Below are 19,557 nucleotides of genomic sequence, written 5' to 3'. Positions count from 1 at the left end.
ATGGCCAACCGTTTGAGCAATGATTTCCAGTTCATCGACGTGGGTCGCCAGGACCCCGAGAAGAGGCCGGCCCGCACCCGGGCCCGGCAATTCGCCGAGATCTACGAGCCGTTCAAGCCCCAGGAGGCGGCCAGTCAGGCGCACCGCTGCCTGCACTGCGGCAACCCCTACTGCGAGTGGAAGTGCCCGGTCCACAACTACATCCCCAACTGGCTGCAGCTGGTCAGCGAGGGCAACATCCTGGAGGCCGCCGAGCTCTCCCACCGCACCAACTCGCTGCCCGAGGTGTGCGGTCGGGTCTGCCCCCAGGACCGTCTCTGCGAGGGCGACTGCACCCTCAATGACGGCTTCGGCGCGGTGACCATCGGCTCGGTGGAGAAGTACATCACCGACACCGCCTTCGCCATGGGCTGGCGTCCGGACATGTCCAGCGTTACCTGGACCGACAAGCGCGTGGCGATCATCGGCGCCGGCCCGGCGGGGCTCGGCTGCGCCGACATCCTGGTGCGCAACGGCGTCAAGCCGGTGGTGTTCGACAAGTACCCCGAGATCGGCGGCCTGCTGACCTTCGGCATCCCCGAGTTCAAGCTCGAGAAGACCGTGATGGAGCGGCGCCGGGCGGTGTTCGAGGAGATGGGCGTGGAGTTCTGCCTGGGCGTGGAGATCGGCCGCGACATGTCCTTCGATACGCTGCTCGAGGAATACGATGCCGTCTTCCTCGGCATGGGCACCTACAAGTACATGGAAGGGGGCTTCCCCGGCGAGGACCTGCCCGGCGTGCACAAGGCGCTCGACTACCTGATCGCCAACGTCAACCATTGCCTGGGCTTCGAGAAGGACCCGGCGGACTATGTCTCGCTGGAAGGCCAGAAGGTCGTGGTGCTGGGCGGCGGTGACACCGCCATGGACTGCAACCGCACCGCCATCCGCCAGGGCGCCGCGGCGGTGACCTGCGCCTACCGGCGCGACGAGGAGAACATGCCCGGGTCGCGCAAGGAAGTGGCCAACGCCCGCGAGGAGGGCGTCGAGTTCCTGTTCAACCGCCAGCCGGTGGCGGTGGTCGGCGAGGGCGCCGTCGAGGGGGTCAAGGTGGTGCGCACGCGCCTCGGCGAGCCCGACGAGAACGGCCGCCAGCGTCCCGAGGTGGTGCCCGGCTCCGAGGAGGTGGTGCCCGCCGATGCCGTGGTCATCGCCTTCGGCTTCCAGCCGAGCCCGGCCCCCTGGTTCGAGACCGTGGGCATCGAGGTCGACGAGCGCGGTCGGGTCAAGGCCCCGGAACACGCCACTCACGCCTTCCAGACCACCAACGAGAAGGTCTTCGCCGGCGGCGACATGGTGCGCGGCTCCGACCTGGTGGTCACCGCGGTCTACGAGGGGCGCCAGGCCGGAGAGGGCATCCTCGACTACCTGGAGGTGTAAGCCACGGGCGACGGGCCTCGGGCCGGGGGGAGGGAACATCCGGCTCTAGGCTCGAAGCGAGCGGCGCCGGGGACAGGCCGGAGAGGAGGTCCTATGCCATGGATGGCGTCGGTAGCGCCCAGGGAGGGGTTCACAGCGCCTCCTCGCAGGCCTGTCGCCGGGATGCCGCGGCCTTTGACTCCGGGCGCTCGGCGCTCAAATTGAGCCAATGGTCGTATTCTGCTACGCTGTCGTCCCATCCTGGCGCGGCTTCCTGCCGGGCCTACCGATCACGTTTCGACAGGTTCTCCATGACACGATATATCTTCGTGACCGGCGGCGTTGTGTCCTCTCTCGGCAAGGGCATCGCGTCGGCATCGCTGGCGGCGATTCTCGAGGCCCGCGGCCTCAAGGTCACCATGCTCAAGCTCGATCCCTACATCAACGTGGATCCGGGCACCATGAGCCCCTTCCAGCACGGCGAGGTATTCGTCACCGAGGATGGGGCCGAGACCGACCTGGACCTCGGGCACTACGAGCGCTTCATCCGCACGAAGATGACCCAGGCCAACAACTTCACCACCGGCCGGGTCTACGAGCACGTGCTGCGCAAGGAGCGCCGCGGCGACTACCTGGGCGGCACCGTGCAGGTGATCCCGCACATCACCGACGAGATCAAGCGCCGCGTCTACGAGGGCGGCAAGGGGGCCGACGTGGCCCTGGTCGAGATCGGCGGCACGGTGGGCGATATCGAGTCGCTGCCCTTCCTCGAGTCGATCCGCCAGATCCGCAGCGAGCTGGGGGCCAGCCGGGCGATCTTCATGCACCTGACCCTGGTGCCCTACATCAAGACCGCCGGCGAGACCAAGACCAAGCCGACCCAGCACAGCGTCAAGGAGCTGCGCTCCATCGGCATCCAGCCGGACATCCTGATCTGCCGCAGCGAGGTCGAGCTGGAGGAGACCGAGCGGCGCAAGATCGCCCTGTTCACCAATGTCGAGGAACGCGCGGTCATCCCGCTGCAGGACGCCGACACCATCTACCGCATCCCGCTGATGCTCCACGAGCACGGCCTGGACGAGATCGTCTGCGACAAGCTGCGCCTGGAGGCCGGCGAGGCCGACCTGACCGAGTGGATCCGCGTCCTCGATGCCAAGCTCAACCCGCTCAAGTCGATCAACATCGCCATGGTCGGCAAGTACATGGAGCTGCTCGACGCCTACAAGTCGCTCAACGAGGCGCTGGTGCACGCCGGCATCCAGAGTCGGGTGAAGGTCAACATCGACTACATCGACTCCGAGGACATCGAGCGTCATGGCCCGGAGCGCCTGGCCGGCAAGGACGCCATCCTGGTGCCCGGCGGCTTCGGCGAGCGTGGCGTGGAGGGCAAGATCGCCACGGCCCGCTTCGCCCGGGAGAACAAGATCCCCTACCTGGGCATCTGCCTGGGCATGCAGGTGGCGGTGATCGAGTTCGCCCGCCACCAGGCCGGCTGGAGCGACGCCAACTCCACCGAGTTCACCCATGACACCCAGCACCCGGTGGTCGGCCTGATCACCGAGTGGATCAACCCGGAAGGCAAGATCGAGCTGCGCGACGAGGCCTCCGACCTCGGCGGCACCATGCGCCTGGGCGGCCAGGTCTGTCGCCTGGCGCCGGGCTCGAAGGCCCGCGAGGCCTACGGCGACGAGGAGATCGTCGAGCGCCACCGCCATCGCTTCGAGGTCAACAACCAGTTCGTCGAGGCCCTCGAGAAGGCCGGCCTGGTGGTCTCCGGGCGCAGCGTCGACAACTCCCTGGTGGAGATGGTCGAGCTGGCCGACCACCCCTGGTACGTGGCCTGCCAGTTCCACCCGGAATTCACCTCGACCCCCCGTGACGGCCATCCGCTGTTCACCGGCTTCGTCAACGCGGCCCTGGAGCACAAGGCGGTACGCAGCCGCGCCCAGACCGCCCCGCAGGAGTGAGCACGATGACCGCCCCCGATCGCCATATCGACGTCGCCGGCCTGGCGGTCGGCAATGCCCTGCCGCTGACCCTGTTCGGCGGCATGAACGTGCTGGAATCCCGGGAGCTGGCCCTCGAGGTCGCCGAGGCCTATGTCGAGGTCAGCGGGCGCCTGGGCATGCCCTATGTGTTCAAGGCCAGCTTCGACAAGGCCAACCGCAGCTCCATCCACTCCTTCCGCGGGCCGGGCCTCGACAAGGGCCTGGCGATCCTCGCCGAGGTCAAGGAACGCTTCGGCGTGCCGATCATCACCGATGTCCACGAGCCCTGGCAGGCCAAGCCCGTCGCCGAGGTGGCCGACGTCATCCAGCTGCCGGCCTTCCTCGCCCGCCAGACCGACCTGGTGGTGGCCATGGCCGCCACCGGGGCGGTGATCAACATCAAGAAGCCGCAGTTCCTGGCGCCCCATGAGATGCGCCATATCCTGCGCAAGTGCGAGGAGGCCGGCAACGACCGGCTGATCCTCTGCGAGCGCGGCACCAGCTTCGGCTACAACAACCTGATCGTGGACATGCTCGGCTTCGGTGACATGAAGCAGACCGGCTACCCGCTGCTGTTCGACGTCACCCATGCCCTGCAGCGCCCGGGTGGCCGGGCCGACAGCGCCGACGGGCGTCGCGCCCAGGTCGCCGAGCTGGCCCGGGCGGGGGTCGCCGTGGGGCTGGCTGGCCTCTTCCTGGAGGCGCACCCGGACCCGGACAACGCCAAGTGCGACGGCCCCTGTGCGCTGCCGCTGGACAAGCTCGAGCCCTTCCTGGCCCAGCTCAAGGCCCTGGACGACCTGGTGAAGGGGTTCTCCCCGCTCGAGATTGCCTGATTTCCCTCAACGCTGACTCGCTAAGGACGACCAACATGACCAAGATCGTCGATATTCGCGCCCTCGAGGTGCTCGACTCCCGCGGCAACCCCACCGTACAGGCCGAGGTGCGCCTGGAGAGCGGCGCCATCGGCGTGGCCTGCGCCCCGAGCGGGGCCTCCACCGGTTCCCGCGAGGCCCTCGAGCTGCGCGATGGCGACAAGTCCCGCTACCTGGGCAAGGGCGTGTCGAAGGCCGTCGACGCCGTCAACGGGAGCATCCGCGAGCGCCTGGTCGGCATGGATGCCCGCGACCAGCGTGGCCTGGATAACGCCATGCTCGAACTCGACGGCACCGACAACAAGGCCACCCTCGGCGCCAACGCCATCCTCGCCGTGTCCCTGGCCGCCGCCAAGGCCGCCGCCGCGGCCAAGGGCGTGCCGCTCTACGCGCATATCGCCGAGCTCTACGGCCAGCCGGGCCAGTACCGCATGCCGGTGCCGATGATGAACATCCTCAACGGCGGCGAGCATGCCGACAACAACGTCGACATCCAGGAGTTCATGATCCAGCCGGTGGGCGCGCCCAGCTTCCGCGAGGGGCTGCGCATGGGCGCCGAGATCTTCCACGCCCTGAAGAAGGTGCTCTCCGCACGCGGGCTGTCCACCTCGGTGGGCGACGAGGGCGGTTTCGCGCCCAACCTGGCGTCCAACGCCGAGGCCCTGGCGGTGATCAAGCAGGCGGTGTCCGATGCCGGCTACACGCTCGGCTCCGACATCACCCTGGCGCTGGACTGCGCCTCCTCCGAGTTCTACCAGGATGGCCGGTACAATCTGGCCGGCGAGGGCCAGTCCTTCGACGCCGGCGGCTTCGCCGACTACCTGGTCGAGCTGTGCGACCAGTACCCGATCGTCTCCATCGAGGATGGCATGGACGAGTCCGACTGGGACGGCTGGAAGGCCCTCACCGACAAGCTCGGCGATCGCGTGCAGCTGGTCGGCGACGACCTCTTCGTCACCAACACCCGGATCCTCCAGCGCGGCATCGATGAGCAGATCGGCAATTCCATCCTGATCAAGTTCAACCAGATCGGCTCGCTCTCCGAGACCCTGGACGCGATCCGCATGGCCCAGGACGCCGGCTTCACCGCGGTGATCTCCCATCGCTCCGGCGAGACCGAGGACACCACCATCGCCGACCTGGCGGTGGGCACCGCCGCCGGCCAGATCAAGACCGGCTCGCTGTGCCGCTCCGACCGCGTCGCCAAGTACAACCGCCTGCTGGTGATCGAGCAGGACCTCGGTGACCGGGTGGACTACCCGGGGCGCGCCGCGATCAAGGGCCAGTAAGCGAACACTGTTGTCTTTGTCGGCGTGAGGTGTAGGAAATCGCCTACATGGCGACGACGATATCGACCACAGTTAGCCTGGGAAAGACCGACGCTTGGGTGTCGGTCTTTTTTTATCTTATTGATTATAAATTGTTTTTTTCGATGGCCGCGGAGATCGCGTCGGCGAGTGGGCGGCTGGGGAGGGTTGAGAAGTCGTCAATCCCTGCCACAATGAACGCGGGATCAGGGAGAGCGGAGTCTCTCCCGGCAGGATGCCACGGGATGCTGTTTCGAGTGCGCACGGTGCGACAGGACGTCGCCTCCGCGCAGGGAAGTCACTCAGGGAGAGCGAGCGGAAGGAGCCGCTCAAGGACGGCTTGGAGCGGGCGGCCTGCAGGGTCGCCCTTTTTTTTCGGTGTTCTCCTCCGCAGGCAGGGCAAGACGACGACGCCGAATGTCGAGAGACATTCGGCGTCGTCGTGTCTGACCGGAGAGTCCGGGGCTTAGCGCTCCAGTTGCTCCAGCTTGCCGGGCTTGCCGTCCCAGTCCTCGGCGTCGGCCGGCGGGTCCTTCTTCTCGGCAATGTTCGGCCACACCTCCGAGAGCTCGGCATTGATCTCGATGAACTGCTCCTGGCCCTCGGGCAACTCGTCCTCGGAGTAGATCGCCTCGGCCGGGCACTCGGGCTCGCACAGCGCGCAATCGATGCACTCGTCGGGGTGGATCACCAGGAAGTTGGGCCCCTCGTAGAAGCAGTCCACCGGGCAGACCTCGACACAGTCGGTGTACTTGCACTTGATGCAGTTTTCGGTGACGACGAATGTCATGTCAGTCTCCCTTCCTCGGGGCCGGGGCGCGCCACGGCCGATCGGTCTTGAATGTTGAATTTTAGGTTATAAAAACGGTTGCTTTTATAATATGTAGAACTGGGTCGAACCATTCTAGTCGGCCAGCCCCGCCTCCCGCAAGCGAACCCCGCGCGGTCACAGGCTTTCCTGCCAGCGGTAGAGCCACTCCAGCGCCTGGCGCGGGGTCAGCTCGTCCAGTTGCAGCCCCGAGAGGCTCTCGACCACCGGATGCGGGGCGCTGGCGAAGAGGTCGGCCTGCTGGGGCGGGGCGGCGCCGTCCAGCGAGGCGCCGTCGAGGCGCTGGCCTTGATCGACCTCCTGCTGCTCCAGGTGGGTGAGCTTCTGCCGGGCCCGGCTGATCACCCCCTGAGGCACGCCGGCGAGCTGGGCGACCTGAAGACCATAGCTCTGACTGGCCGGGCCATCCTCCACCCGGTGCATGAAGACGATGCCGTCGCGGTGCTCCGCCGCCGTCAGGTGGACGTTGGCCACCCCCGGCAGCTGATCCGCCAGCGCCGTCATCTCGAAGTAGTGGGTGGCGAACAGCGTGAAGGCGCGGCTGCGGGTCAGGTGCTCGGCGCTGGCCCAGGCCAGCGACAGGCCATCGAAGGTCGAGGTGCCCCGGCCGATCTCGTCCATCAGCACCAGGCTGTGGTCGGTGGCGTTGTGCAGGATGTTGGCGGTCTCGGTCATCTCCACCATGAAGGTGGAGCGCCCGCCGGCCAGGTCGTCCGAGGAGCCGATGCGGGTGAAGATGCGATCCACCGGGCCGATCACCGCCTCGTCGGCGGGCACGAAGCTGCCGGTATGGGCGAGCAGGGTGATCAGCGCCGCCTGGCGCATGTAGGTCGACTTGCCGCCCATGTTGGGGCCGGTGATCACCAGCATGCGGCGCTCGTCGTCCAGCTGCAGGTCGTTGGGCACGAAGGGCGCGTCGCTGACCCGCTCGACCACCGGGTGGCGGCCGCCGCGGATGGCCAGGCCGGGGGCCTCGGGCAGCGTCGGGCGCACCAGGTCCAGGGCCCGGGAGCGCTCGGCGAACGCGGCCAGTACGTCCAGGGCGGCCAGGGCGCGAGCGCTGGCCTGCAGGGCGCCGAGCTCGGCATTGAGCTCGTCCAGCAGGCTCTCGTAGAGCAGCTTTTCGCGGGCCAGGGCCCGGGACTTGGCCGACAGGGCCTTGTCCTCGAACTCCTTGAGCTCGGGGATGATGAAGCGTTCGGCGTTCTTGAGGGTCTGGCGGCGGATGTAGTCCACCGGGGCATCGCGGGCCTGGGCGCGGGGAATCTCGATGTAGTAGCCGTGGACCCGATTGTAGCCCACCTTGAGCCCGGGCAGGCCGGTGCGCTCGCGCTCCCGGGTCTCCAGTTGCACCAGATAGTCGCCGGCATGCTCGGCCAGCCCACGGTGCTCGTCGAGCTCGGCGTCGAAGCCCTCGGCGATCACCCCGCCGTCGCGGATCACCACCGGCGGGTTCTCCACCAGCGCCCGGGCCAGGGTGTCGGCGAGAGTCGGGTAGGGGCGGATATGGCGCTTCAGCTCGTCCAGGGCGGTGCCGTCCGGGTAATCGGCCAACTCGCCCTGCAGCTCGGGCAGGGCGGCCAGGGCATCGCGCAGGCGCGCCAGGTCACGGGGCCGGGCACTGTAGAGGGCGACCCGGGCGAGAATGCGCTCCACGTCGCCGATGGCCTTGAGCGCGTCGCGCAGCGGCGCGAAGCCGTCCCGGTCGAGCAGGGCGGCCACCGCCGCCTGGCGACCGCCCACCTGGGCGCGGTCGCGCAGCGGGCGATTCAGCCAGCGCTTGAGCAGCCGCGAGCCCATGGCGGTGGCGGTGGTGTCGAGCACGCTGGCCAGGGTGTTGTCAGTGCCGCCGCCGAGGTTGATGTCGATCTCCAGGTTGCGCCGGCTGGCGGCATCGATCACCACGGCGTCATCGCGGCTCTCCACGCCGATGGCGGTGACGTGGGGCAGGCGCGAGCGCTGGGTGTCCCGGGCATAGTCGATCAGCACCCCGGCGGCGGTGAGGGCCGCCTCCAGGTGGGCGCAGCCGAAGCCGCGCAGGTCCTGGACCGCAAACTGGTCGCACAGGGTGCGGGTGGCGGACTCGAGGTCGAACAGCCAGTCGCTCTGGCGGCGCAGGCCGCGGCGCTCCTCGAGGCCGGGGGGCAGGGCGAGGCTCTCGGGGAGCAGCAGCTCGGCCGGGTCCAGGCGGGTCAGCTCGGCAAGCATCTCGGCCTCGCCCTCGACCTCCAGCACGCTGAAGCGCCCGCTGGACAGCTCCAGCCAGGCCAGGCCCCAGCGTTCGCCGGCGGGGTGGACCGCCACCACCAGGTTGTCGCGGCGCGCGTCGAGCAGGGCCTCGTCGTAGAGGGTGCCGGGGGTGACGATGCGCACCACCTGGCGCTCCACCGGGCCCTTGCTGGTCGCCGGGTCGCCCATCTGCTCGCAGATGGCCACCGACTCGCCGGCCTGGACCAGTCGGGCGAGGTAGCCTTCGGCACTGTGGTAGGGCACGCCGGCCATGGGAATCGGCTGGCCCGCCGACTGGCCGCGCTGGGTCAAAGTGATGTCGAGCAGGGCGGCGGCGCGCTTGGCATCCTCGAAGAACAGCTCGTAGAAGTCGCCCATGCGGTAGAACAGCAGCACTTCCGGATGCTCGCGCTTGATCTTCAGGTACTGCGCCATCATCGGCGTGTGTTGGGGAGCTGACTGCATCGTCACGCCTTACGGGGTTGATTGTGTCGGGGCATTTGCGAGCGGCAATTCTAGCGCAGACCGCCGCTGCCATGACAGCTCGGCGGCCAGCCTCGGCTATCCTCAAGGGGAGGCTCGGCCAGCCCCGGGGCGGGGCAGGGCGGGGGCCGGGCGACGGGAGGCGGACGTGGCCAAGGCGGTTCGGCGCGGGTTGGCGGCCCTCCTGGGGCTGGGGCTCGTGGGGGTGGTGTCGGCGATGCTGCTGCTGGAGTCCCCCTGGGCACGGCATTGGCTGGAGGACCAGGTCAGTCAGCGCCTGAACGGGCGGGCGGTAACGATCGGTGCCCTGGAGATCGACTGGGGCTGGCCGCTGACGGTGCGCCTCGAGGACGTCGGCGTCGACAATCCCGCCTGGGCGCGTCAGCCGCACTTGCTGCACCTGGCGTCGCTGAGCGTCGCCCTGGACACCACCCGCCTGCTGCAGGGTCGCGTGGAGCTGGTGAGCCTCGCCCTGGTGCGTCCCGAGCTTCACTTGAGGCGACACCCGGACGGCCGCCGCAACTGGACCGGTCTGGTGGGCAAGCGGGCGGCAGCCGGGGACGGCTCGGGGCTGCGCCCCGGGCGCGTCAGTGTGGCGCGGGGGCGGCTGACCTATCGAGACCCGGCCCGGGAGATCGACCTGAGCGTCGCCCTGGACACCGACCGGGATGGCGACCCGTCGGCCGGGCTGACCATCGCCGCCCGCGGGGCCGTTCGCGGCCAGCCACTGCGGGCCAGCGGGCGAGGCGCCCCCCTGGCGGGCCTGATGGCCTCCCGAGCCGACTACCCGCTGGCCGTCGGGGCGCGCCTGGGGCATGTCCGGGCCCGACTCGACGGCCGCCTGGACGGGGCGCATCTCGTCGGGCGGATCGAGCTGGTCGCACCGGAGGAGGCCGACCTGGCCGGGCTGGTGGGCCGGCCGGGCCTGGACCTGCCGGCGCTGGATCTCGCTGGACGCCTGGACTATATGCCCTCGCGCTGGGCGCTGGACGACTTCGACGGTCACCTGGGGGAGAGCCATGTGGCCGGGACGCTGGTCTTCGCCCCGGGCGGGCGGCCCCGCCTCGAGGCGCGGCTCAAGGCCGATCGCCTGAGCCTGGAGCGCTGGGGCATCACCCGGCTCCGCCGGCCCGAGGAGCGCCGCGAGGCCGAGCGCGAGATCGAGGAGACGCTCGAGGACATCACCTGGAATCGGCGCTGGGCGCAGCGCCTGGCGCCGCTGCGTCGCCTCGACGCCGAGCTGGCGCTGGAAGTGGGTCGGCTGGGCTACGGCGACACGGTGCTCGACGATGTCGCCGTCGACGGCCGGCTCGAGGCGAATCGCCTGGACCTGGCGCGACTGCATGTCGCCCGGGGCCAGAGTGCGCTGACCACCCGGGGCTGGCTCGAGGTCGGCGCCGGGACCCTCGCCGGCGATCTCGACACCCGGGTGACGCGCCTCGAGCTGGGAGAGGTCCTGGCACCGCTGGGCTATCCCGAGGCAGGCACCCTCGATGGGCGCCTGCGGGTGCGGATCACCGAGGCGACCCTGGCCTTCGACGACACCTCGCTCGACTATCGCGCCCCGGCGCAGTCGCTGGCGCTGGCGCTGAACGCCGAGACCGCCCCGGTCGAGGGGAGCGCGGTCCCCGGCGTACTCCTGCGGGGGCGCGGGCGCTACCGCGACGAGCCCTTCGCCTATGACCTGACGGTCGGGCCGCTGCTGGACCTGAACGTGCCCGACCGGCCCTATCCGGTACGGGGCCTGATCACCTCGCGGGAGACCCGGCTGCGGGTGGATGGCAGCATCCAGCAGCCGCTGCAGCTCGCCGCGGTGACCGGTCGCTTCCAGCTGTCGGGACCCAGTCCGTCCCGGCTCACTCCCCTCCTCGGCCTGCCCCTGCCGGAGCTGCCGCCCTACGAGTTGAGCGGCGAGCTGCGGCTGCAGGAGGATCGGGTCCGCCTGCGCGACGCCCGAGGGCGGGTGGGAGACAGCGACCTCGCCGGCGAGCTCAGCCTGCACCTCGGCGAGCGCCACCGCTTGCAGGCCCGCCTGACGTCGCGACGCCTCGATCTCGACGACCTCGGGCCGCTGGTCGGCCTGGCGCCCGACACCGGGCCGGGGGAGGAGGCCTCGCCGGAGCAGCGGCGTCTTGCCCGGCAGCAGGCGCGACGCCCCGGCGTCTTCCCTGACCGTCGTTGGAACCTGGCCGGGTTGCGCCGCATGGACGCCGAGGTGACGTATCGGGCGGCCAGCGTGAACGCCCGGCATGTGCCGCTGTCCGACGTGGCCGTCGACCTCGCCCTGGAACGCGGGCAGCTCACCCTGGCGCCGCTGCGCATCGGCCTCGGTGGCGGTGAGGTGACGGGGCGGACGCGCCTCGACGCGCGGGGTGAGGTCCTGCAGGGCGATCTCGATATCGCCCTGCGCGGGGTCAACCTCAAGCCGTTGCTGCGGCGCGCCGGGTTGCCCGAGGTCGCCCGGGACTCCGCCGGAACGCTCGGCGGCGAGGGCGCGCTGCGCTTCCGCGGTCGCTCGCTCGACGAGAGCATGGCGAGTCTCGACGGCACCCTGGAGCTGGCCATGGCCGGGGGGCGCCTGGATATGCTGCTGATCGAGGCCATCGGGCTCGACGTCGGCGAGGCCCTGCTGGCCGCGCTGAGCGGGTCCCAGCAGGTGGCCATGCGCTGTGCCTACGCCCGCCTCGACAGCGACCGCGGGCGGGCGGCCTTGACGCAGCTGTTCATCGACACGGACGACTCCAACCTGACCGGTGGCGGGGCCATCGACCTGGATGCCGAGCGCCTCGAGCTGGTCTTCGAGGCACACCCCAAGGACGTCAGCCTGCCTGCCTCGAACTCCCCGGTGACCCTCCGCGGGCCGCTGGAGAGTCCGCGGGTCGATGTGGTGTCGCGGGAACTGGTGGCGCGCGGGATCCTCTCGATGCTGGGGGCCCTGATCGCGCCACCGCTGGCGATCCTGCCATGGATCGAGCCGGGCACCGGTGAATCGGTCGGGCCGGGCTGTCGTCGGGTGCTCGAGGACTTTCCGGCCGGCGAGTCATGACGTCGCCGGGCCCTTGTCTGCTAAGCTGTCGACCGACTCAGGCCGGTAGACGAGGAGGCGGGGGTGAGCAACGCGACAAGGCAGGCGGGGGAGGGACACGCCCTGGCCGAGCGACTGGGCGAGCTCTGCCGGGGACGAGGCGTCAGCGTCACCGCCGCGGAGTCCTGTACCGGTGGCGGGGTGGCCAGCGCCATCACCGCGGTGGCCGGCAGCTCCGATTACTTCGAGACCGGCTACGTGACCTATGCCAACGGCGCCAAGTCCCGCCTGCTGGGGGTGCCGGCGTCGTTGCTCGAAGCCCGCGGCGCGGTCAGCCGCGAGGTGGTCGAGGCCATGGTGGCCGGCGCTTGCCGGGAGAGCGGTGCCGACCTGGCCGTGGCCGTCAGCGGCGTGGCCGGTCCCGGCGGGGGCAGCCCCGACAAGCCGGTGGGTACGGTCTGGCTGGCCTGGGGAAGCGCCGACGGCGTCCTCGCCGAGTGCCGGCACTTCCCCGGCGACCGCCAGGCGGTGCGCGAGCAGGCCGTGGAGGCCGCCCTGGCCGGGCTGATCCGGGCCCTGGCGGGTGACCGCGCCGATGCGCTCGGCGACACCAGATGAGGCTGGCCGAGCGCCGCATTTTTCGTCATACTACTGTGCAGTCATACAGTGCTTTCGACAGGGGCCGCGAGCCCGTCGCCGCCATTACCGCTTTCGTCATGCCGTCCTCGACGGCGACCGCTTAGGAGATCCTTCATGGCTCAGGACGACAACCGTTCCAAGGCGCTGAACGCCGCGCTTTCCCAGATCGAGCGCCAGTTCGGCAAGGGCACCGTGATGCGCCTGGGCGACACCCCGCGCGTGGTGATGCCCTCGGTGTCCACCGGCTCGCTGGGCCTGGATATCGCGCTGGGCATCGGCGGCCTGCCCTATGGTCGCGTGGTGGAGATCTTCGGCCCCGAGTCCTCGGGCAAGACCACCCTGACCCTGTCGGTGATCGCCGAGGCGCAGAAACAGGGCAAGACCTGCGCCTTCATCGACGCCGAGCACGCCCTGGACCCGAGCTATGCCGAGAAGCTCGGCGTCAACCTCGACGACCTGCTGGTCTCCCAGCCGGATACCGGCGAGCAGGCGCTCGAGATCTGCGACATGCTGGTGCGCTCCGGCGGCGTCGACGTGATCATCATCGATTCCGTGGCCGCGCTGACCCCGCGGGCCGAGATCGAGGGCGAGATGGGCGACTCCCACGTCGGCCTGCAGGCGCGCCTGATGTCCCAGGCCCTGCGCAAGATCACCGGCCACATCAAGAACGCCAACTGCATGGTGGTGTTCATCAACCAGATCCGCATGAAGATCGGCGTGATGTTCGGCAGCCCCGAGACCACCACCGGCGGCAACGCCCTGAAGTTCTACTCCAGCGTGCGCCTCGACATCCGCCGTACCGGCTCGGTGAAGCAGGGCGACGAGGTCACCGGCAACGAGACCCGGGTCAAGGTGGTCAAGAACAAGGTGGCGCCGCCGTTCCGCCAGGCCGAGTTCCAGATCCTCTACGGCAAGGGCATCTACCACGCCGGCGAGGTGGTCGACCTCGGCGTGCAGTGCGGCCTGGTCGACAAGGCCGGCGCCTGGTACAGCTACCAGGGCAGCAAGATCGGTCAGGGCAAGGCCAACGCCGCCCAGTTCCTCGAGGACAACCCCGCGGTGATGGAGGAGATCGAGAGCCAGATCCGCGCCCAGCTGCTGGCCACGCCCGAGCCCAAGGAGGAGGCGGTCGAGGCCACCGCCGACGCCGGCGAGCGCGACGACGACCTGCTCTAGGCCATGCGCGAGCGCCTCGCCGCCGACGCCACGCCCCGGGAGGACGCCATCCGCCTGCTGGCCCGGCGCGAGTATGCCCGGGGCGAGCTGCGCGAGCGCCTCGCCGCCCGGGGCCACGCGGCCGGCGAGGTCGAGGCCTGCCTCGACGCCCTGGTCGAGCAGGGGCTGCAGAGCGATGCGCGCTTCGCCGAGAGCTTCCTGCGGTCCCGGGTGGCCCGCGGCCAGGGCCCGGTGAGGATCCGTGCCGAGCTGGGGCGGCGGGGCATCGACGACGACACCGCGCGGACGGCCTTCCGTGAGGCCGACGACGAGGTCGACTGGTTCGCGCTGGCCGCCGAGGTCCTGGCGCGACGCTTTCCCGGCCCCGGCGAGGGGCCTCGAGAGCGCGCCCGCCGCGAGCGCTTCCTGGCCGGTCGCGGCTTCGACTTCGACCAGCTCAGGCACGCCCTCGCGCACGCCTGGGACGACGCCTGATCCCTCCCGACGGCCTTCCTCCCTTTAGTCGCTTGACGGCTGCGCTATAATGGCTCCCTTTGCGGAGGAAACACTGTCTAAATGTCTGCGCGGCTCAATCACTGCGTTACGCGGTGCTCGCAATCCTCACCTATAGCCCATAGGCTCCGGTTGCTGTGCTCCGCGCGCCTTGTGCTTGAGCGCGCTCGCCAATTTATACAGTGCTTCCTAGTGCCCAGGGTGGCAGCTCGATGACGGCTGCACTGCCCGCCCGGCGGGCCACCATGCTTATCGCCACGGATACCCCATGAAAAGCGCAGACATCAGACAGGCCTTTCTGAAGTACTTCGAGGAGCAGGGGCACACCATCGTGCCGTCCAGCTCCCTGGTGCCGGGCAACGACCCGACGCTGCTGTTCACCAATGCCGGCATGGTGCCGTTCAAGGATGTCTTCCTCGGGCGCGACCCGCGGCCCTATGTCCGCGCCACCTCGGCGCAGCGCTGCGTGCGTGCCGGCGGCAAGCACAACGACCTGGACAACGTCGGCTATACCGCGCGCCACCATACCTTCTTCGAGATGCTGGGCAACTTCAGCTTCGGTGACTACTTCAAGCGGGATGCCATCCGCTTCGCCTGGACCTTCCTCACCGAGGTGCTGGGGCTGCCCAGTGAGAAGCTGTGGGTCACCGTCCATATCAGCGACGACGAGGCCGAGCGCATCTGGAAGGACGAGATCGGCGTCGACCCCGAGCGCTTCTCCAGGCTCGACGAGGACAACTTCTGGCAGATGGGCGACACCGGCCCCTGCGGCCCGAGCTCCGAGATCTTCTTCGATCACGGCCCCGAGGTGTGGGGGGGGCCTCCCGGCAGCCCCGAGGAGGACGGTGACCGCTACATCGAGATCTGGAACCTGGTGTTCATGCAGTTCGACCGGGACGCCGGCGGCGAGATGCACCCGTTGCCCAAGCCGTCCATCGATACCGGCATGGGCCTCGAGCGGATCGCCGCGGTGATGCAGGGCGTCCACTCCAACTACGAGATCGACCTCTTCCAGTACCTGCTCGAGGCCGCGGCCCGGGCCACCGGCCACGCCGATACCACCACGCCCTCGCTGCGCGTGATCGCCGACCATATCCGTTCCTGCGCCTTCCTGATCGCCGACGGCGTGCTGCCCTCCAACGAGGGGCGCGGCTACGTGCTGCGCCGGATCATCCGCCGGGCGGTGCGCCATGGCCACAAGCTGGGCGCCAAGGGCAACTTCTTCCACAAGCTGGTCGGGGCGCTGGATGTCGTGATGGGCGACGCCTATCCCGAGCTGCGCGAGGCGCGCCACCAGATCGAGCGTGTGCTGCTCAAGGAGGAGGAGCAGTTCGCCCGCACCCTGGAGCACGGCATGGGCCTGCTCGAGGACGCCCTGGGCGAGCTCGAGGGCGAGGTGCTGGCCGGCGAGACGGTGTTCAAGCTCTACGACACCTACGGCTTCCCCTATGACCTGACCGCCGACGTCTGCCGCGAGCGCGGCGTCAGCCTCGACGAGGCCGGCTTCGAGCGCGAGCTGGAGGCCCAGCGCGAGCGCGCCCGGGCGGCCAGCCAGTTCGACGCCGACTACGGCGCGGCGCTGGACCTCGAGGGCGAGACCGCCTTCACCGGCTATGACCGGCTGGAGGATAGTGCCACCGTCACAGCCCTGGTCGACCGCGAGGGCAACCCGCTGGCCAAGCTGACGGCGGAGCAGCGCGGCGTGGTGGTGCTGGACCGCACTCCCTTCTACGGCGAGTCCGGCGGCCAGGTGGGCGACACCGGCTACCTGACGCTCGAGGGCGGCCGCTTCCTGGTCACCGATACCCAGAAGCAGGCCGGCCACCACCTGCATCACGGCGTGCTGCTCGAGGGCGAGCTGGTGGTCGGCGCCCGGGTGACGCCCCGGGTCGACCCGGCCCTGCGCGCCGCCACGGTGCGCAACCACTCCGCCACCCACCTGCTGCACCAGGCGCTGCGCATGGTGCTGGGCGATCACGTCCAGCAGAAGGGCTCGCTGGTGACGCCGGAACGGCTGCGCTTCGACTTCAGCCACTTCGAGCCGATGACCGCCGAGCAGCTGGCCGAGGTGGAGCGCCTGGTCAACGAGCAGGTGCTGGCCAATGCCGACACCCACATCGAGCACATGACCCTCGACGAGGCCAAGGCGAGAGGCGCGGCGGCGCTGTTCGAGGCCAAGTACGCCGAGGACGTGCGGGTGCTGACCATCGGCGCCGACGGCTTCTCCGTGGAGCTGTGCGGCGGCACCCACGTGGCGCGCAGCGGTGACATCGGCTGCTGCCATGTGGTCAGCGAGGCGGGCATCGCCAGCGGCGTGCGACGCATCGAGGCGATCACCGGCGAGGGCGCGCTGGCCTACTTCCGTGAGCAGGAGGCTCGGGTGGGTCGCCTCGCCGAGCGCCTCAAGGCCAAGCCCGAGCAGCTCGAGGAGCGGGTCGACGCGCTGGTCGAGCGCAACCGCGGCCTGGAGAAGGAGCTCGAGCGGCTCAAGGGCAAGCTGGCCAGCGCCGCCGGCAACGACATGCTCGGCGAGGCCCGCGAGGTCAAGGGCGTCAAGGTGCTGGCCAAGCGCCTGGAGGGCGTGTCCGGCAAGGAGCTGCGCGGCATGCTCGACCAGCTCAAGAACAAGCTGGGCTCCGGCATCGTGGTGCTGGGCGTGGCCGACGAGAGCGCCGGCAAGGTCAGCCTGATCGCCGGGGTCACCGACGACCTCACCGCCCGCGTCAAGGCCGGCGAGCTGGTCAACCACGTGGCCTCCCAGGTCGGTGGCAAGGGCGGCGGGCGCCCCGACATGGCCCAGGCCGGCGGCAGTGATGTCGCGTCCCTGCCGGGGGCGCTGGAGAGCGTCCCGGTGTGGCTCGAGGACCGGCTCTAGTCCTTCCGGGGGGGCCGGAGGCAGCGATGCCTCCGGCCCCCGGTCTTTACGGCCTCCATCACCCTTCACTCATTCGAACGCTAACTCGAAACGAGGGATAACGACACATGGCATTATACGTACAGAAGTTCGGCGGCACCTCGGTGGGCTCCGTGGAGCGCATCAAGGCCGTGGCCGAGAAGGTCAAGGGCTTCCGTGACGCCGGCCATCAGGTCGTGGTCGTGGTCTCGGCCATGAGCGGCGAGACCAACCGCCTGATCGGCCTGGCCAACGACATCAACGACGACCCGACCCCGCGCGAGATGGACATGCTGGTCTCCACCGGCGAACAGGTCACCATCTCGCTGCTGACCATGGCCCTGCACAAGCTGGGCGTGCCGGCCACCTCCTACACCGGCTCCCAGGTCGGCATCATGACCGACAGCGCCCACACCAAGGCGCGCATCCAGCGCATCGAGACCGAGGACATGCGCCAGGACCTGGACGACGGCCAGGTGGCCGTGGTCGCCGGCTTCCAGGGCGTCGACGAGGAGGGCAACATCACCACCCTCGGTCGCGGCGGCTCTGACACCACCGGGGTGGCCCTGGCCGCGGCGCTGGGCGCCGACGAGTGCCAGATCTACACCGACGTCGATGGCGTCTACACCACCGACCCGCGGGTCTGCTCCCGGGCCCAGCGCCTGGACTCCATCACCGTGGAGGAGATGCTCGAGCTGGCGAGCCTCGGCTCCAAGGTGCTGCAGATTCGCGCCGTCGAGTTCGCCGGCAAGTACAACGTTCCGCTGCGTGTGCTGTCCAGCTTCGAGGACGGCCCCGGCACCCTGATCGTCGCAGACACCGACCAAGACGAGGACTCCATGGAAGAACCGCTGATCTCCGGTATCGCCTTCACCGCCAACGAGGCCAAGCTGACCCTGCTCAATACTCCGGATGTGCCCGGCGTGGCCTCGCGCATCCTGGGGCCGATCGCCGATGCCAACATCGAGGTCGACATGATCGTGCAGAACGTGGCCCCGGCCGGCGACTACACCGACTTCACCTTCACCGTCGCCAAGGGCGACTACAAGCAGACCCTCAGGATCCTCGAGGAGCAGGTGCTGCCCGAGTTGGGCGAGGGCGAGGTCAAGGGCGACGACAAGATCGCCAAGGTCTCCCTGGTCGGCGTGGGCATGCGCTCCCACGCCGGCGTGGCCTCCAAGATGTTCCGCGTGCTGGCCGAGGAGAACATCAACATCCGCATGGTCTCCACCTCCGAGATCAAGATCTCGGTGGTGGTCGACGAGAAGCACATGGAGCTGGCGGTGCGCGCCCTGCACCAGGCCTTCGGTCTCGACAAGGACGATATCGAAAGCGAATAAGGCGTCGCAGTTCGTCTACAGCTTCTACGCTTGTAGGGAAGTCCGGGGCTTGACCGTGACAGGGCTTCCTTTCAACGAGCCCATTGGGTGTCATGGTCGACGCCAGTGGCCAGGGACGACGCCGCGGCCCTCATCGCGACGTCGTCGCCTGTCGAAGACGAGCATCCCGTAGTCAGTAGTCTGAGAAGGAGATCAGTCATGCTCATCCTGACTCGCCGTGTCGGCGAAACCCTGATGATCGGTGACGACATCACCGTCACCGTGCTTGGCGTCAAGGGCAACCAGGTCCGCATCGGCGTCAACGCCCCCAAGGATGTCGCCGTCCATCGTGAAGAGATCTATCAACGCATTCAGCGCGAGAAGACGGATGGGGATGCCGATGACGGGGCTGGCGGGGCCTGAGGGACGGGGTCGCAGGGAGGTGCGCAGAAAAATCCCTGAGGCTCTGGACAATGGCCTTTCAAATCGGTAGGATACGCACCTGTCGATGAGGGAGAGGTGGCCGAGTGGCTGAAGGCGCTCCCCTGCTAAGGGAGTATGGGGTTTATAGCCTCATCGAGGGTTCGAATCCCTCCCTCTCCGCCACGTTCGTCATGAACGTCTCGACACGGTGAAGATCAGCGCCCGTAGCTCAGCTGGATAGAGTACCTGACTACGAATCAGGTGGTCGGAGGTTCGAATCCTCCCGGGCGCGCCATCTTTACCCCCGATGACCCGTGTCGCCGCGAGCCGGATCATCGTCCCGCGACGAGCCCGCTTGTCGCCAAAAGCGCCCGTAGCTCAGCTGGATAGAGTACCTGACTACGAATCAGGTGGTCGGAGGTTCGAATCCTCCCGGGCGCGCCAGATCTCGACCCGTCCTCCTCGCGAGGGCGGGTCTTCT

The 19,557-nt window shown here is 69.1% G+C and carries 13 protein-coding genes and 3 tRNA genes; 14 read left to right on the top strand and 2 right to left on the bottom strand.

What is annotated here, in order from left to right; genetic code table 11:
* From QWY76_RS16465 to eno, 4 genes are all read left to right on the top strand, one after another.
* Positions 1–1,419, top strand: a complete 1,419-nt coding sequence (locus QWY76_RS16465) for an FAD-dependent oxidoreductase (RefSeq protein WP_290312412.1) — start codon at positions 1–3, stop codon at positions 1,417–1,419.
* Between the two features lie 290 nt (positions 1,420–1,709).
* Positions 1,710–3,365 carry a CTP synthase gene (pyrG, locus tag QWY76_RS16460; protein WP_290312411.1) on the top strand — a complete coding sequence of 552 codons (1,656 nt, stop codon included), beginning with the start codon at positions 1,710–1,712 and terminating at the stop codon, positions 3,363–3,365.
* Positions 3,366–3,370: 5 nt separating this feature from the next.
* A complete protein-coding gene (gene kdsA / locus QWY76_RS16455; RefSeq protein WP_290312410.1) occupies positions 3,371–4,222 on the top strand; it encodes a 3-deoxy-8-phosphooctulonate synthase in 852 nt (283 codons plus the stop codon).
* A 35-nt stretch (positions 4,223–4,257) separates the two neighbouring features.
* The gene (gene eno, locus QWY76_RS16450) at positions 4,258–5,550 is read left to right on the top strand and encodes a phosphopyruvate hydratase (RefSeq protein WP_290312408.1); all 1,293 of its coding nucleotides are present in this window, start codon (positions 4,258–4,260) and stop codon (positions 5,548–5,550) included.
* A 484-nt stretch (positions 5,551–6,034) separates the two neighbouring features.
* Here eno and fdxA read toward each other — a convergent pair whose 3' ends face one another.
* Positions 6,035–6,358 carry a ferredoxin FdxA gene (fdxA, locus tag QWY76_RS16445; RefSeq protein ID WP_290312407.1) on the bottom strand — a complete coding sequence of 108 codons (324 nt, stop codon included), beginning with the start codon at positions 6,356–6,358 and terminating at the stop codon, positions 6,035–6,037.
* 156 nt (positions 6,359–6,514) lie between these two features.
* Entirely contained in the window at positions 6,515–9,091 is a 2,577-nt protein-coding gene (mutS, locus tag QWY76_RS16440) for a DNA mismatch repair protein MutS (RefSeq protein WP_290312406.1), read from the bottom strand.
* Positions 9,092–9,257: 166 nt separating this feature from the next.
* Here mutS and QWY76_RS16435 point away from each other — a divergent pair, with 166 nt between their 5' ends.
* The 10 genes from QWY76_RS16435 (at position 9,258) to QWY76_RS16390 (ending at position 19,520) form a co-directional block, all read left to right on the top strand.
* On the top strand, positions 9,258–12,155 hold the full coding sequence (locus tag QWY76_RS16435; protein ID WP_290312405.1) for an AsmA family protein: 2,898 nt from the start codon (positions 9,258–9,260) through the stop codon (positions 12,153–12,155).
* Between the two features lie 63 nt (positions 12,156–12,218).
* Positions 12,219–12,752, top strand: a complete 534-nt coding sequence (locus QWY76_RS16430; RefSeq protein ID WP_290312404.1) for a CinA family protein — start codon at positions 12,219–12,221, stop codon at positions 12,750–12,752.
* A 135-nt stretch (positions 12,753–12,887) separates the two neighbouring features.
* Positions 12,888–13,949 (top strand): recombinase RecA, encoded by a 1,062-nt coding sequence (recA, locus tag QWY76_RS16425; RefSeq protein WP_290312403.1) that lies wholly within the window; start codon positions 12,888–12,890, stop codon positions 13,947–13,949.
* Positions 13,950–13,952: 3 nt separating this feature from the next.
* Positions 13,953–14,423, top strand: a complete 471-nt coding sequence (locus QWY76_RS16420; RefSeq protein ID WP_290312402.1) for a regulatory protein RecX — start codon at positions 13,953–13,955, stop codon at positions 14,421–14,423.
* Positions 14,424–14,709: 286 nt separating this feature from the next.
* Positions 14,710–17,316 carry an alanine--tRNA ligase gene (gene alaS, locus QWY76_RS16415; protein ID WP_290312401.1) on the top strand — a complete coding sequence of 869 codons (2,607 nt, stop codon included), beginning with the start codon at positions 14,710–14,712 and terminating at the stop codon, positions 17,314–17,316.
* A gap of 107 nt (positions 17,317–17,423) precedes the next feature.
* Positions 17,424–18,674: an aspartate kinase gene (locus QWY76_RS16410; protein ID WP_290312400.1), complete on the top strand. Its 1,251-nt coding sequence runs from the start codon at positions 17,424–17,426 to the stop codon at positions 18,672–18,674.
* Positions 18,675–18,872: 198 nt separating this feature from the next.
* Entirely contained in the window at positions 18,873–19,076 is a 204-nt protein-coding gene (gene csrA / locus QWY76_RS16405; RefSeq protein WP_263591187.1) for a carbon storage regulator CsrA, read from the top strand.
* A gap of 90 nt (positions 19,077–19,166) precedes the next feature.
* Positions 19,167–19,259: transfer RNA gene (locus tag QWY76_RS16400), tRNA-Ser, on the top strand.
* A gap of 35 nt (positions 19,260–19,294) precedes the next feature.
* Positions 19,295–19,371 (top strand) — tRNA-Arg (locus tag QWY76_RS16395).
* Positions 19,372–19,443: 72 nt separating this feature from the next.
* Positions 19,444–19,520, top strand: a tRNA-Arg gene (locus QWY76_RS16390).
* Positions 19,521–19,557: the final 37 nt, after the last annotated feature.

Source organism: Halomonas maura, assembly GCF_030409305.1.
Lineage (GTDB): Bacteria > Pseudomonadota > Gammaproteobacteria > Pseudomonadales > Halomonadaceae > Halomonas > Halomonas maura.
This window is presented reverse-complemented; position numbering and strand designations above follow the sequence as displayed.